The organism is Syntrophomonas sp. UBA1041 (genome assembly GCF_002316705.1).
Taxonomy (GTDB): Bacteria; Bacillota; Syntrophomonadia; order Syntrophomonadales; family Syntrophomonadaceae; genus DTU019.
Genome location: NZ_DCEA01000038.1, coordinates 6,939 through 20,897, shown reverse-complemented (window position 1 = coordinate 20,897; position 13,959 = coordinate 6,939). Strand labels below are relative to the sequence as shown.

Annotated in this window: 12 protein-coding genes and 1 pseudogene; all 13 read right to left on the bottom strand. The window is 55.0% G+C overall.

What is annotated here, in order from left to right; genetic code table 11:
* Positions 1-36 precede the first annotated feature (36 nt).
* A complete protein-coding gene (locus B2633_RS06325) occupies positions 37-1,230 on the bottom strand; it encodes an acetylornithine transaminase (RefSeq protein WP_483169803.1) in 1,194 nt (397 codons plus the stop codon).
* A 40-nt stretch (positions 1,231-1,270) separates the two neighbouring features.
* Positions 1,271-2,134: an acetylglutamate kinase gene (gene argB / locus B2633_RS06320; RefSeq protein WP_483169802.1), complete on the bottom strand. Its 864-nt coding sequence runs from the start codon at positions 2,132-2,134 to the stop codon at positions 1,271-1,273.
* 84 nt (positions 2,135-2,218) lie between these two features.
* Entirely contained in the window at positions 2,219-3,424 is a 1,206-nt protein-coding gene (gene argJ / locus B2633_RS06315; protein WP_483169801.1) for a bifunctional glutamate N-acetyltransferase/amino-acid acetyltransferase ArgJ, read from the bottom strand.
* A gap of 35 nt (positions 3,425-3,459) precedes the next feature.
* A complete protein-coding gene (gene argC, locus B2633_RS06310) occupies positions 3,460-4,497 on the bottom strand; it encodes an N-acetyl-gamma-glutamyl-phosphate reductase (protein WP_483169800.1) in 1,038 nt (345 codons plus the stop codon).
* A 315-nt stretch (positions 4,498-4,812) separates the two neighbouring features.
* A complete protein-coding gene (locus B2633_RS06305; RefSeq protein ID WP_483169799.1) occupies positions 4,813-5,457 on the bottom strand; it encodes a cyclase family protein in 645 nt (214 codons plus the stop codon).
* Between the two features lie 286 nt (positions 5,458-5,743).
* On the bottom strand, positions 5,744-6,901 hold the full coding sequence (locus tag B2633_RS06300) for an LL-diaminopimelate aminotransferase (RefSeq protein WP_483169798.1): 1,158 nt from the start codon (positions 6,899-6,901) through the stop codon (positions 5,744-5,746).
* A gap of 22 nt (positions 6,902-6,923) precedes the next feature.
* Positions 6,924-7,757 carry a diaminopimelate epimerase gene (dapF, locus tag B2633_RS06295; RefSeq protein WP_483169797.1) on the bottom strand — a complete coding sequence of 278 codons (834 nt, stop codon included), beginning with the start codon at positions 7,755-7,757 and terminating at the stop codon, positions 6,924-6,926.
* 59 nt (positions 7,758-7,816) lie between these two features.
* Positions 7,817-8,557, bottom strand: coding sequence for a GltB/FmdC/FwdC-like GXGXG domain-containing protein (locus B2633_RS06290; protein ID WP_483169796.1), 741 nt, complete (start codon positions 8,555-8,557; stop codon positions 7,817-7,819).
* Positions 8,532-9,785, bottom strand: coding sequence for an NAD(P)/FAD-dependent oxidoreductase (locus B2633_RS06285; RefSeq protein ID WP_483169795.1), 1,254 nt, complete (start codon positions 9,783-9,785; stop codon positions 8,532-8,534). Before B2633_RS06285 ends, B2633_RS06290 begins: the two co-directional genes overlap by 26 nt.
* Complete coding sequence (locus B2633_RS06280; RefSeq protein WP_481041503.1) at positions 9,782-10,225, bottom strand: 4Fe-4S dicluster domain-containing protein; 444 nt, start codon at positions 10,223-10,225, stop codon at positions 9,782-9,784. Before B2633_RS06280 ends, B2633_RS06285 begins: the two co-directional genes overlap by 4 nt.
* Positions 10,226-10,235: 10 nt before the next feature.
* The gene (locus B2633_RS06275; RefSeq protein WP_481043034.1) at positions 10,236-11,714 is read right to left on the bottom strand and encodes a glutamate synthase-related protein; all 1,479 of its coding nucleotides are present in this window, start codon (positions 11,712-11,714) and stop codon (positions 10,236-10,238) included.
* Between the two features lie 14 nt (positions 11,715-11,728).
* Entirely contained in the window at positions 11,729-12,853 is a 1,125-nt protein-coding gene (locus B2633_RS06270; protein ID WP_483169794.1) for a class II glutamine amidotransferase, read from the bottom strand.
* Positions 12,854-12,886: 33 nt separating this feature from the next.
* Positions 12,887-13,959 (bottom strand): annotated as a pseudogene (gene glnA, locus B2633_RS06265) (type I glutamate--ammonia ligase); the annotation flags it as partial.

Sequence of the window (13,959 nt, the reverse complement as noted above, 5' to 3'; positions counted from 1 at the left end):
ACTCCTTCATATATATATTTCTTCTAGGCGATGATTTCAGCCGGCAGCTGATTCCCCCAAAACCTGGGCAAAGATAGCCACAGCCTGCTCGATCTCATCATCACTCACCGTCAGGGGAGGCACCATGCGCACCACTTTGGGGCCGGCTCCTACCAGCAGCAGGCCCTTGCTCATGCAGCGGTTAATGATGTCAGCCACTTCCACAGACATCTCAATCCCCACCATAAGCCCCTGACCGCGAATTTCCACTATGCGCGAGTCTGAGATGCCCTGCAGCTTGTTCATCAAATACTGCCCGGCCTGGCCGACCCGGTCCAGGAAAGGCCTGGCGCTTATTATTTTCAAAACCTGTTCTGCAACCGCGGTTGCCAGGAGATTGCCCCCGAAGGTTGAAGCGTGGTCGCCGGGGGCAAAGCCGCTGGCGGCCCGGTCGGTGCTGAGCATCGCTCCGATGGGGAAACCTCCCCCCAGTCCCTTGGCTATTGAGACTATATCAGGCTTGACCCCGTAGTTCTGGTAGGCGAACAGACTGCCGGTGCGTGCCATGCCGCACTGCACCTCGTCAAAAATGAGCAGAATGCCTTCTCGGTCGCATAAATCCCGCAAGCCTTTGAGGAAGTCGGCCCGGGCCGGCCTGATGCCGCCCTCGCCCTGCACCGGTTCAACTAAAACCGCAGCGGTCTCTTCATTGATCAAGGCTTTCACTGAATCCAGATTATTGAACTCGGCGTACTGGAAGCCCTCCGGCAGAGGGGCAAAGCCTTCTTGGTATTTCAACTGTCCGGTGGCGGTAACCGCGGCCAGGGTGCGTCCATGAAAAGACTGTAAAAAGCTGATGATGTGATTGCGCCGGGGCTGACCCTGGCGGTAAAAGTATTTGCGGCTCAGTTTTATAGCGGCTTCGACGGCCTCGGCGCCGCTGTTGCAGAAGAAGACCTTATCCAGGCCGGAGCCTTCCACCAGTTTGGCGGCCGCTTTGACCTGCGGCTCAATCCAGTACAGATTGGAGATATGCCACAGGGTCTCGGCCTGTTTTTTGATTACTGCCACCAGCTCGGGGTGGCAGTGTCCCAGGATGCAGACCGCGATGCCGCCCACAAAATCGAGATAGGCTTTGCCGTCCGCATCCCACAGCAGGCCCCCTTGCCCGCGCACAAAGGACAGCGGATAGCGCCCATAGGTGTTCATTATGTACTGCTGCCCCTGAGCAGCAATATCAACATTGCTCATAACTGCGACCTCCCTAAATTTAAACTGCAGGTCTGAAAGCTCACTCATCAACCACCATAGTGCCTATACCTTCTTTGGTGAATATCTCCAAAAGGATGGCATGCGGAACCCGGCCATCGATGATATGGGTTCGGCCTACCCCGGCCCGCACCGCTTCCAGGCAGCAATCCACCTTGGGGAGCATGCCTCCGGCGATGGTGCCGTCTTTTATATACTGATCGACATCGCTCAGTTTCAATACCGAAATCAGTGTGGAAGGATCCCGGGCATCTTTCAACAGTCCGGGAACATCGGTTAATAACACCAGTTTATCAGCTTTCATGGCAGCTGCGATAGCCGAAGCCACCAGATCGGCATTGATATTGTAGCTGTCCTGGTTTTCATCGATGCCGATGGGCGCGATGACGGGGATATAGTTGTTGGCGATCAGGGTTTCAATGATCCCCGGGTTAATCTGCACCACCTCACCCACATAGCCCATTTGGGCAGTATCCCCTACCGGGCGGGCTTTGATCAGGCTGCCGTCTTTGCCGGAGATGCCGATGGCTTGACCGCCGTTGGCGTTGAGGCCGGCTACGATCTCTTTATTGACCTTGCCCCCCAGAACCATCTCCACCACTTCCATGGTTGAGCGGTCGGTGACCCGGAGCCCGTTGACGAATTCACTCTTGAGGCCCAGGCGTTTCAGCATTTGGGTGATCTCCGGCCCCCCGCCGTGCACCACGATAGGGTTCATCCCCACATATTTCATCAATACGATATCCTGCATGATCTTCTGTTTGAGGTCGCATTTCGCCATGGCTGCGCCGCCGTATTTTATCACCACGGTGCGCCCGTAAAATTCCTTTATATATGGCAAGGCCTCCACCAGGATCTCAGCTTTTTCCAGGGCTGACAGGTGCATCTCTTTCTCCTCCTCACGGTTACTAAATCGATCCGCCAGTATCCAGTCTATGCCCACTTCTGGGAATGTGTGTATACACCCGTATCAGGTGCGGTAGTCCGCATTGATTTTCACATAGTCGTAGGAGAGGTCGCATCCCCAGGCAGTAGCCTGACCATCACCGGACTTCAAATCCACGATGATGGTCACGTTCTCCCGCTCCAGCTCTTTACGGGCCTTTTCCTCGTCAAAACTCAAGCCCATGCCGTTCTGGCACATCTTTTCCCGCCCCAGGTATATGTCTACCCGGGAAGGATCGAAAACGGCCCCGGAGTAGCCGGCTGCAGCCAAAATGCGTCCCCAGTTGGCATCATGGCCGAAAATAGCGGCTTTGGTCAGGTTGGATGCGGTGATAGAGCGGGCTATGGTGCGGGCCGCATTCTGATCCGCAGCTCCAACCACCTGAACCTCCACCAGATGATTGGCCCCTTCGCCATCCCGGGCGATTTTTTTGGCCAGGGCGGTGTTGACATAGTCCAGAGCCGCCTTGAAAGTCTTGTAATCAGGGCTGTGTTCATCATCAATGACCGGGTTGGCCGCCAGTCCATTGGCCAGGATCGCGGCCATGTCATTGGTCGAGGTATCGCGGTCCACACTGATCATGTTATATGAAATCCCTACCGAGGATTTAAGCAGTTTATTCAGGCACTCCGCTTCGATGTTGGCATCAGTGGTGATGAAGGCCAGCATGGTTGCCATATTGGGGTGGATCATGCCGGAGCCTTTGGCAATGGCGCCGATAGTTACGGTTCTGCCCTGCAGTTCGATCTGCACTGCTATCTCTTTCTTCACCAGATCGGTGGTCATAATGGCCATAGCGGTATTGCCCGAGCCCTCTGGGGTCAGGGTGGAAACCGCCTGCTTTACCCCGCAGAGCACCCGCTCTAAAGGCAGCTGCACCCCGATGACCCCGGTGGAGGCCACCAAGACATCCTGAGGCTCGATATTCAGCAACCCGGCTGCGTAAACTGCGGTTTCAATGGCATCGTCCAGCCCTTGTTTCCCGGTGCAGGCGTTGGCGTTGCCGCTGTTGACCACAATCGCCTGAGCCCTGCCGTTTTCAAGATGACTTCTGCACACATCCAGGCAGGCCGCATGGACGACATTAGTGGTATAAACTGCGGCTGCAGTGCAGGGCAGCGCTGAATAGATGACCGCTACGTCCCGGCGGTTCTTATATTTAATCTCGGCACACACCCCCTGGGCCAGGAAACCCTGGGGCGCGGTTATGCCTCCTTCAATTACTTTCATTGTTATTTCCTCCGCTTCAACTTATCGGGTCGTTATCAAGGGTATACCCCGGCGCCGGCTATAGCCTCGTGCTCGGGCTGCCCCAGCAGCAGGTTGAGGTTTTGCACGGCCTGACCGGAAGCCCCCCGGTTGAGATTGTCTATGGCCGATACCAGAATGACTCGCCGGCTGAGCGGGCTGACATGCAGCCCGATATGTACATAGTTGCTGCCATACACCCATTTGGTATTGGGCACGGTATCACCCGGCAGTATTTTGATAAAGCGCTCCTGATGGTAGAATTCCTCCAGGGTGGCGCGCACCTTTTCGGCCTTAACCCCCTGGGCCAGCCGGGCGTAAGCAGTGGTGAGGATGCCGCGGTTCATGGGAACCAGATGCGGGGTGAAAACCATTTCCACTTCACACCCGGCCGCCAAGCTCAGTTCCTGAGCGATTTCCGGGCCGTGGCGGTGGCTGCCCACCCCGTAAGCCTTTATGCCCTCATTGACCTCACAGAAGTGGCTGCTCTGTTTCAGGGTGCGCCCCGCCCCGGATACGCCGCTCTTGGAGTCAATCACCAGACCTTCGCATTCCAGCACCCCCGCTCGCAAGAGCGGCGCCAGGGGTACAATGGCGCTGGTAGGGAAACAGCCCGGATTGGCGATCAGACGGGCCGCTTTGATTTCCTGGCGGTATAATTCTGGCAGGCCGTATACCGCTTCTTTGAGCAAGCCCGGTTGAGCATGGAGCAGTTCGTAATAATGCTCGTAAAGGGCCGCGTCTTTCAGGCGAAAATCGGCTCCCAGATCAATGCACTTGATGCCCGCTGCCAGCAGCTCCGGGGCCATTTCCATGGAAACCCCGTGGGGAAGCGCCAGAAAGGCTGCTTCACAGCGACCCGCCAGTTTTTTTACGTCGCTCTCTTCGCAGGTCAGGTCACAAAAACCGCTGAGATGGGGATATAAATAATCAATACGTTGGCCTATATTTTCCGTGGATAATACCGCGATCACTTGAACCGCAGGATGTTGGGCCAGTATTCTCAACAATTCCGCGGCGGTATAGCCGTCGCCTACAATTCCAACCTTATGCAACGCCCTCAGGCCTCCTTGTTATAATTCAAAGTTAAAAACTCTTATAATTATACAACCGAGTGTATAATGTTACAACAACTTTTTATTAAAGCAACTCATTGTTTTAATGGCCAAGGGCTTGATACGGCGGTTTACGAGAAATTTTTCGCCGCGCTAAAAGGGACCCTATGATTATTTTTTCATAGGGTCCCCATTTCTATCAACACTGAGCCAGTCGCGGGGTTAAATGATAAGGCAAAACCCCTATCATGGCTTCAGCCTTTATGAGCGGGAAATAACCGTTAAAATATTGAAGGCCTTCAGGCCATGCCTTGATCAGTCCAGCAGAGCCACCGCCCGGACGGGAGAGCCGTCCGCATCAATATGTTTTAAGGGAAAGGCGCATAGTGTAAACAGGCCGCCGCCCAGCAGGTGCAAATTGGTGAGGTTTTCTATGACCACCATTTCATTGTACTTAAACAACTTTTTGTGCATGGTCAGGTTTTGGTCGCTGATAGGATCGATGCTTATGGCGTCTACTCCCACCCCTTTTTTATTCCCTTTTATCAAGTAGTCGGCAACATCATCAGCGATACAAGGGTAGTCTCCGAAATAATCATTCGTTCCCCAGTATCGGTCCCAGCCGGAACGGAAAAGGATAAACTCCGCCTGGTCGGCCTTTTCCCTGACCCGGTTGATACGCTCCACAGTGATAGACTGTCCGGCTGTCAAATCGGAGCAATCTATTGCCAACGCTTTGCCCACGAATTGCGAAACCGGGAACTTGTCAAGGGTGGTTCGGCCTGGAAAGAGATGCGCCGGAGGGTCCATATGGGTCCCGGTGTGCGTATACATGCTGATCAAAGTCTCTTTAAACCCATGTACATCGTAAGAATTGGCAAGCCGCATCCTGGGCCCCGCAGTGCCCGGATAAACCGGCATGTCCTCCGAAATCAAATGGGTGAGGTCAATTATTTGCACTTTTTCCTCCTGTGATTGGCCGGGCCGCTCCTGCACCTGAAGCCGCCGGGCAGCATCAATCGCTCAGTAAGCTGTGCAGAGCGAGCGACGGAAGCGAAGAGTAAGGCGCTCAATAGGCCCGCGATTGAGGCGTACAAATAGTACGTTGATTGAGCGGACCTATTGAGCAACGCAGGTATTCGCTGTTGTCGACGGTCTGACCCTTGCAGGATGCAAGGGAATGTATAGCCGAATTATATCAGTTATTTTCTGTTTATTACAGTTCCACCGCATATAGTCCTTCGGTTCAGCTTATGGCTTTTATGCGCTTAAAGGCTTCAATGATCCTGGAGGTGTCCACGGTAAGAGCAATCCGGAAATAACCTTCCCCGTACTGTCCGTAGCCGTTTCCGGGGGTGAGGATGACCTGGGCTTTTTCCAAAATCATTTCACAATATTCAGCCGATGTATAATCAGCAGGCACCTTGACCCACATATAGAAGCTGCCCAGGGGGGGCCTGAATTTCCAGCCCAATTGCTTCATACCTTCCGCTGCCGCATCACGGCGCTCCTGGTACATTTGCTGCAGTTCCGCCACGGCGTCTTGAGGACCTTCCAAAGCAGCTATCCCGGCATACTGTATGGCCTGGAAAACACCCGAATCCACGTTGGATTTGAAGCGCCCCATCACTTCCACCGCATCTCTGTTGCCCGCCATCCAGCCTATTCTCCAACCGGTCATGTTGTAGGTTTTGGAGAGGGAGTGGAATTCAACCCCCACTTCTTTGGCCTGGGGCAATTGTAGAAAACTGGGGGCCTGATAGCCATCATAAGCCAGTTCGGAATAAGCCGCATCATGGCACACCAGAATATCGTAAGCTCTTGCAAATTCGATGACCTTATGGTAAAAACCAATATCCGCCACCGCTCCGGTGGGGTTGTTGGGATAGTTGATAAACATGAGTTTAGACTCCCTGGCTACATGGGCCGGAATATCCTCCAGAACGGGCAGGTAACCGTTTTCTTCATGCAAAGGCATCACAAAGGGCTTGCCTCCGGCCAGCTGAGTGCCGATAGCGTATACCGGGTAGCCTGGATCAGGAACCAGGTTGATATCCCCTGGATCCAGATAAGCAAAGGATATATGAGCGATGCCTTCTTTGGAGCCCAGAAGTGACACCACTTCTGTTTTAGGATCCAGTTGCACCCCGAAGCGCCTTCCATACCATCCGGCTACGGCCTCGCGGTAGCGCAGCAGCCCTGCTGAGCTGGGATACTGATGGTTGGGGCTGTCATTAATCGATTGGGCCATAACGTCTATGATGTGCTGGGGAGTGGGCTGGTCAGGATCCCCAATCCCCAAATTGATGACATCTATGCCCCGCTCCCGGGCCTCTTCAATCTTTTTTTCGATGCGGGCGAACAGATAAGGGGGCAGGTTTTGCATAGCCTGGTTCGCTTTCATAATAAATCACTCCTCCTTAGCCTCAAACATTACTGTCGTCGCCGATAATGCCCCTGAATACCGCCTGGGCGGGCCCGGTCATGTAGACATGGTCATCATTTCGGTTCCATTCTATTAAAAGGTCGCCCCCGGGCAGGTGCACCAGAACCTCGCGTCCGGTGTGGCCTTGCAGATGTGCGGCCACCACCGAAGCACAGGCGCCGGTTCCGCAGGCCAGGGTGACACCGGCCCCGCGTTCCCACACCCTGACGATGATCTCGGAACTGCCCTTGACCTCGACGAACTCTACATTGGTGGCTGCCGGAAAGATGGGATGTCTCTCCAGATTGGCCCCCCACTGTGCCAGGGGCACCTGGCTGACATCCTCCGTAAAAATGATGGCATGGGGGTTGCCCATGGATACGGCATTGACCTTGAACCACTCACCATAGGAATTTACCGGGATATCCAGGTTGCTGCCTTCTCCCTGTACCGGAATGAGAGGACGTTCCAGAATGGGACGGCCCATGTCCACCCGCACCGCTTCATCTGATACAATGCGTATCAGGCGGTTTCCAGCCAGGGTCTTCACCGCAAAAGCATCTTGGTCGACCAGCCCCGCCTTACGGGCATACAAAGCTATGCAGCGGATGCCGTTTCCGCACATCTCAGCTTCCGACCCGTCGGGGTTGAATATGCGCATGAATATGTCTGCCCGGGAATCCTGCCCGGTAACCAGAATGCCATCGGCTCCAATCCCAAAATGGCGTTCACACCAGGCTGCGCTCACGGCCTGGTAGCAGGCCGCATCCTCGAAAGAAGCGGCTTCTACAACAATAAAATCATTGCCCAGACCATGCATTTTCACAAATTCCATATGGTTTCCTCCTTCACCACCTGTGTTCAATGTGCCTATTTAGTCTCTACAGTCAGGTCCTAGCCCGTAAACCCGGTATACATATGGGAGAAGATGCGCTTATCCACAGCTGTTAAACGGGTAAAGGGTTCCGCCAGAATGAGATCTATATCGTATGAAAAATGCGCCGCGAATCGCATCAGATAAGGCAATATGCTCTGTAAATCTTTTTCTCCATGCAGGACTTCAGTTTTAGTATTTTCTGCCAGGTGCCTCCGGGGGACCTCGCCGCGCATATAGATTTCGCCTTCATACATGCCAGTTCCGCAATATGGCCCGATCAGGCTTCGATTGGAGCCGTTAACACCCAGAACGATAATGGTGCCCCCGGCCATATATTCCCCCACAAAAGCCCCGGCCTGGCCGCCCACTACAATGACGGGGCGCTTATCCTGATAAGCCTTCATGTGTATCCCCAGGCGGTATCCGGCATCATCCCTGATATACAGACCCCCGCCGCGCATGCCGTAGCCGGCGATATCGCCCACCCGGCCGTATACTACGATTTCGCCGTCGCTCATGGTATTTCCGACCCCTTCCTGCCCGTTGCCATAGAGCAAAATAGTGGGTCCGTCAGCGAAAGCCCCCAGGTTGTTTCCGGCAGTGCCGCGCAATACCAATCTCTTGCTATTCTTCCAACCGCAGCCCAGGTATCGGTGGCCATTGAGGTTCAATACCTCGATCTCCTGATCGGGGCTGGCCTTCAAGGCCTCCAGGAGTGAATGCTGGTCGTAATCAACCGCATCGAAGACTGCCATCATCCTCCCACCTCCTTGTCTCTGCCAGATAAGCCGCCGGCAGGTTGGCTATGGAGGGTTGTTTGATAAATTCTTGCCACTCCCCTGCCGCGATCTTCATCTGTTTTTCGGTTATGGCTGTCAGCGGTCCGGTTATGCCGGGAATATTGATGGAGATATACCGCACCAGGTATTCTCCGTCGATGGTCAGCTCCAGAGAGCTTTGCCCTTCTTGCCAGTTCAGCACTGTGCCGCTGCTATTAGGGTCGCCCGCAGCTATGATGTGCATTCCCATAAAATGAACCGCATTCAAAAATATCCCCCCGGGATAATTGGCAGACTTGCCGGCCATATTGCACCCCGCCAGGTAGCCTTCCAGATGGGCCAGGGGCAAAAGAGCCATCACCTCAGCAGTTCCGCTCAAGATATTGCGGGTCTCTATGACATCCCCGGCTGCCCATATATTGGGGTTTGAAGTTTGCAGATGCCGGTTTACAATAATACCCTGTCCGGTTTCCAGTCCGGCATCCCGGGCCAGGGCTTGATTGGGCCGGGTGCCCACTGCCACTATCACCAGCTGGGCCGGTATTTTAACGCCGTTATCCAGCTCGACCTGATGCTGTTCCGTTATGGACATGGCCTCGCGCCCGGTCAGCACCTGTATGCCCTGTTCTTCCAGATGCCGGGTCGCTGCTGTTGCGCTCCAGGGGCTCAATAAACGGGGCAGTATCTGTTCCTGCTTCTCCACTATCACTACTTTCATATTCCGCTGATGCAGGGCTTCAGCGGCTTTTATGCCGATCAGTCCGCTTCCCAGGACTACGGCCGTACCTCCCGCTTCGATCAGGGCCTCAATTTCCTCGGCATCTTTCCAGGTGTACAGGGTTTTTACCCAGGGCTGTTCTATGCCGGGCAGGCCGGGTATCACCGGACTGGCTCCGGTAGCCAGGAGCAGGCGGTCATAATCAACGCTCCTGCCGTCTTCCAGCACAACCTGGCCTTCGGCTGGATCGATCCTGACTGCCCGGCCGGCTATTACCCGGGCCTGTTGCTGGGCAAAGAATTCCTCGGGGCGGTAATACAGCAGAGAAGACGGTTTGCTGCCCGCCAGGAGATAGCTTATCAAGGGGCGGGTGTAGCAACCGCGCTTTTCCCCGTCGATTATCGTGATTTCTCCCTTCTGGTCGGCGCTGCGGATGCCTTCTACCGCACCCGCCGCTGCGATGCAATTGCCTATTATAACGTATCTCACGGTCTATCCACCTCCTCTGCCAGTCTTAGTGCGCCGTTGGGACAGAAAGCCACACAGGCAGGCGTCCCGGACAAGCCGCGGCACAGATCGCATTTTATGGCCCGGGAAGAATCCCGGGAAGGCTGTATATGTCCAAAAGGGCACACCATTACACAGGTGAAGCAGCCCACACAGCGCTGGCTGTCAATAAACACGGTGCCTTTTTCATCCTTCTGTAGTGCGCCGGTGATGCAGGCATTGATGCAGGGGGCATCCTGGCAATGCCTGCAGGTATTGATCCAGGATTCATGATTCTTTTTGATCAAACCCGCCCGGGCCTGGGGGGTTCCCTTTTTAAAGGCCTTAATCACATTGCCGTTGTAACCGTCATGGGCGGCTGCGCAGTACACCTGGCACAGCCCGCAGCCCAGGCAGTATTCGGAATTATTCTGTACCTTCATGTAAATCCCCCTAATCTCCAGCCGCCGTTACGCCCAACAACTCCAACTCATGCTGCTCCAGGCCAATGCCCTTCAGCATGAGGCGGTTTCCTCTCAAGCTGTCGACAGCATTAATGCCCATGCCACCCATCATCTCTTTGATCTCGTGCTCCCAGGCCTTGAGCAGATTTATGGCTCTGATAGCTCCAATTTCAGGATTAAGCCGTTTGCTCAGCTGCCGGTCGGTAGTGGCGATGCCCCAGTTGCAGCGCCCGGTAAAGCAGGTCTGGCAGAGGTGGCAGCCCAGGGCGATCAGCGCGGCTGTGCCGATATACACCGCATCAGCCCCCAGGGCCAGGATTTTGACCACATCAGCACTGTTGCGGATCCCGCCGGCTGCCACCAGCGAAACACTTTGCCTGATGCCCTCATCGCGCAGACGCTGATCTACCTGGGCAATGGCCATTTCAATGGGGATGCCGATGTTGTCACGGATACGCATGGGAGCAGCCCCGGTGGCCCCGCGAAAACCGTCGATAGCCACTATGTCGGCTCCGGCTCTGACCATACCTGATGCGATGGCGGATATATTATGAACGGCGGCCACTTTGACCGAGACGGGCTTCTGATAGTTGGTGGCCACTTTCAAGGTCTCGATCAACTGGGCCAGGTCTTCTATAGAATAGATGTCATGGTGCGGAGCCGGGGAAATGGCGTCAGACCAGGCCGGGATCATGCGGGTTTTAGCCACATCCGCGGAAACCTTCTCCGCCGGCAGGTGTCCGCCAATACCCGGTTTAGCCCCCTGACCGATTTTAATTTCTACTGCGGCGGCATTGTTTAAATAATCGGGGGTAACCCCAAAGCGCCCTGATGCCACCTGAACGATGGTAGAGTCCGCGTACTCTTTAAGATCGCTATGCAACCCGCCTTCGCCCGTATTCCAGAAAGTTGCCATCTCCCTGGCGGCTCTGGCCAGGGATTTCTGAACATTGAGGCTCACCGCGCCGTAGGACATGGCGGAGAACATTACCGGAACCTCCAGTTTCAAAAGCGGTTTTTCCCGCTCTCCCAGCATGGCCGCCTGGTTGCCCAGATAGGTGGTCAATTCCATGGGTTCCCGCAGGGGATCTATGGACGGATTGGTTACCTGACTGGCATTTAGCAGGAGGTGATCGAAGTAACTCCGGTAAGGGCGGGGATTTCCCATGCCGGTCAGTAGCACCCCGCCGGTTTCAGCCTGGGCATAGATCTCACGCAGGCTGGCAGATGACCAGTAGTTATTGGGTCTGAAGGCCAGTGGAAACTCGGTTATGGCCAGGGCCTGGGTGGGGCACAACACCGCACAACGGTGGCAGCCCACACAGTTTTTATCCGTCACCCACATGAAGCCGTCTTCATCCAGGTGATGCACTTCGTTGATACATTGGTTTACACATACCCCGCAGCGGATACAGCGCTCTTCATTCCGGCCCACTGTGAACGCGGGGGTTAACATGCTCAGGGTCATATTTCTCACCTGCCTTAGGCTGACTGGGCATCCGTCTGCAACCCGACCGGGCTCGCCTCCAACAAGCCCTTCTTGTTGTAGAGCAGCCCGATGATAGGTTCTCCCCCGCCCGGAGACCAGACTCTGTCCAGTACTGGAGCAACTGCCCGTATGGCTGACTCCTCACTGGCCACATACAGAAACTCATCCCGGGTGGCAGCCACCAGGGGGCGCAGCTTAATGCGGTCATTAACCGCCATAAGACCGTTGTTGGTGGCAACGATGATGGAAAAGGGGCCGTTCAATAGGAGACCGGCATATTTGCGGCGCAGATGGGCCTGCTTCTCCTGCTCCAGGTTCGACCAGAAGGGAGCCGCGATCACATCGATAGTATCCTCCAGGCTCAGACCCTGCTGGCGCATCAGGAAGTCAAAAGCGTAGGCGATAACCTCGGTGTCAGTCTGCAGCGAGATTTTGTAGCCGTACATCTCCAGATAACGCCGGTTGGTGCTGTAGGACGAGATTTCCCCGTTATGCACCACCGACCAGTTTAACAGTGTAAAAGGATGGGCTCCTCCCCACCATCCCGGGGTATTGGTAGGGAAACGGCCATGTGCGGTCCACAGGTAAGCCTGATATTCTTCGAGGCGGAAGAACTCCCCGATATCCTCAGGGTAACCCACCCCTTTAAAAGCAGCCATATCCTTGCCGCTGGAAGCCACGAAGGCCCCGCGCAGGTCGGAATTGATGGTCATCATCACCCGGGCCACGAAGTCCTCCTCCCCGAGCTGTTCACGGTAAAGCCTATCTTCCCGGGGCACCGCAAAGTAACGCCATATCAGCGGGGCGTCGGTTATTTTCCGGGTGCGGCGCACCGGCACCGGCTCACGGTCTTTTATTCTGAAGTGGTGCTGCAGATATCTCTCACACATCTGCCGGGCGCCGTCATCATCGTAAAAAACATGCAGGGCGTAATAATCCCGGTATTCCGGATAGATCCCATATGCGGCAAAGCCGCCGCCCAATCCGTTGGAACGTTTGTGCATAGTGGCTATCGAAGCTATGATGGTATGGCCATCGAAACGCTCTGCGGAACGGTTCATAACCGCGGCAATAGCGCAGCCGCTCGGAATTCTGATATCTCCTTCCAGTTTTAACACCGGGAATCCCTCCTCTCCATCCAATTAATCCCTTTAAAATTTGCGCAGATATTCTTTGGTCTCCCAGGGATGGACTTCCAGGCAAAAACGCTCCCACTCGGCCCATTTGCTTTCCACATATTTGGTATAGATGTGCGGTCCCAGGGCATCCTTAATCAGTTCATCCTCATCCAGGGCCTGGAGTGCTTCGGCCAGTGATCCGGGCAGGCTGGCAATCCCCAGCCTTTCCCGCTCTGCCTGGCTCATGCGATAGATGTTGGCATCTATTGAAGCAGGGGGCTCGATCTTATTCTTGATGCCGTCCAGCCCAGATGCCAGCATTACGGCCATAGCCAGGTAAGGGTTGCAGGTCGGGTCAGGATGCCGCACTTCAACGCGTGTAGACGCACCTCGTTTGGCGGGGACTCTGATTAAGGCGCTGCGGTTCTGTTCCGACCAGGCTACATATACCGGGGCTTCATAACCCGGAACCAGCCGCTTGTAAGAGTTGACCGTGGGATTGGTTATAGCGGTCAAACCCCGGGCATGCTTTATAATGCCTCCCATGTACCAGCGTGCGATATCGCTCAACTGATTGGGGGTGTCAGGATCATAGAATACATTCTGGCCATCCAAAGTCGATAAGGATTGATGGGTATGCATCCCTGAACCATTGATGCCCGCAATCGGTTTGGCCATGAAAGTGGCATGCAGTCCGTGGCGCTGAGCGATGGTCCTTACCACCAGTTTGAAGGTGGCGATGTCGTCGGCCACCCTTAAGGCCGGACCATATTTGAAATCGATCTCGTGCTGCCCGGGGGCCACTTCATGATGGGAGGCCTCAATCTCGAAGCCCATATCTTCCAGGGTGCACACCATGTCACGGCGGGCGTCTTCCCCCAGGTCCACCGGAGCCAAGTCGAAATAACCGGCTTCATCCTGGGTATGAATCAAGGGATTGCCTTCTTCATCGACGGTGAACAGGAAAAACTCGCATTCCGGTCCGGCGTTCATCACATAGCCCATATCTTCGGCCTGCTGGACGATCCTTTTCAGGTTGGAACGCGGGTCGCCTAAAAACGGCATTTTGTTGGGTTCAGGGGTACGTTTGACCCTTTTTTACCTCT

Bases quoted from the DNA above. Each gene is read 5' to 3' on its own strand.
- B2633_RS06325 (WP_483169803.1), bottom strand. From the start codon at position 1,230: ATGAGCAATGTTGATATTGCTGCTCAGGGGCAGCAGTACATAATGAAC.
- argB (WP_483169802.1), bottom strand. From the start codon at position 2,134: ATGCACCTGTCAGCCCTGGAAAAAGCTGAGATCCTGGTGGAGGCCTTG.
- argJ (WP_483169801.1), bottom strand. From the start codon at position 3,424: ATGAAAGTAATTGAAGGAGGCATAACCGCGCCCCAGGGTTTCCTGGCC.
- B2633_RS06300 (WP_483169798.1), bottom strand. From the start codon at position 6,901: ATGAAAGCGAACCAGGCTATGCAAAACCTGCCCCCTTATCTGTTCGCC.
- dapF (WP_483169797.1), bottom strand. From the start codon at position 7,757: ATGGAATTTGTGAAAATGCATGGTCTGGGCAATGATTTTATTGTTGTA.
- B2633_RS06290 (WP_483169796.1), bottom strand. From the start codon at position 8,557: ATGATGGCAGTCTTCGATGCGGTTGATTACGACCAGCATTCACTCCTG.
- B2633_RS06280 (WP_481041503.1), bottom strand. From the start codon at position 10,225: ATGAAGGTACAGAATAATTCCGAATACTGCCTGGGCTGCGGGCTGTGC.
- B2633_RS06275 (WP_481043034.1), bottom strand. From the start codon at position 11,714: ATGACCCTGAGCATGTTAACCCCCGCGTTCACAGTGGGCCGGAATGAA.